Source organism: Stenotrophomonas sp. SrG, from assembly GCF_050031795.1.
Lineage (GTDB): Bacteria > Pseudomonadota > Gammaproteobacteria > Xanthomonadales > Xanthomonadaceae > Stenotrophomonas > Stenotrophomonas rhizophila_A.
Genome location: NZ_JBNBBE010000713.1, coordinates 1 through 247, shown reverse-complemented (window position 1 = coordinate 247; position 247 = coordinate 1). Strand labels below are relative to the sequence as shown.

Annotated in this window: 1 protein-coding gene; it reads left to right on the top strand. The window is 69.2% G+C overall.

The genetic code is table 11. The features are described from left to right. Nucleotides 1-20: 20 nt before the first annotated feature. On the top strand, nt 21-247 hold a 227-nt coding region (locus tag ACQG3P_RS21440; RefSeq protein WP_426806182.1), incomplete at its 3' end, for a hypothetical protein.

The window sequence follows — 247 nt, the reverse complement described above, 5'->3', positions numbered from 1 at the left end:
CCATCATGTAACGGACCCTCATGCTCAACCGACCCCTGACGATCGCCGTGGCGATCGCGCTGAGCGCTGCCAATGTGCACGCCGCCGACGTGGACAGTTCCCTCGACGCCAGCGGCGCGCCCAGCGCCCGCACCCAGGACGCCGTATCGGTGATCGGCCAGGGCGAAACCCGCCAGGTGCAGCGCATTACGGCCGTGGACAACCAGGTGCTGCCGCCCGGCACCAGCGCCCAGAAGAACCTCCACCG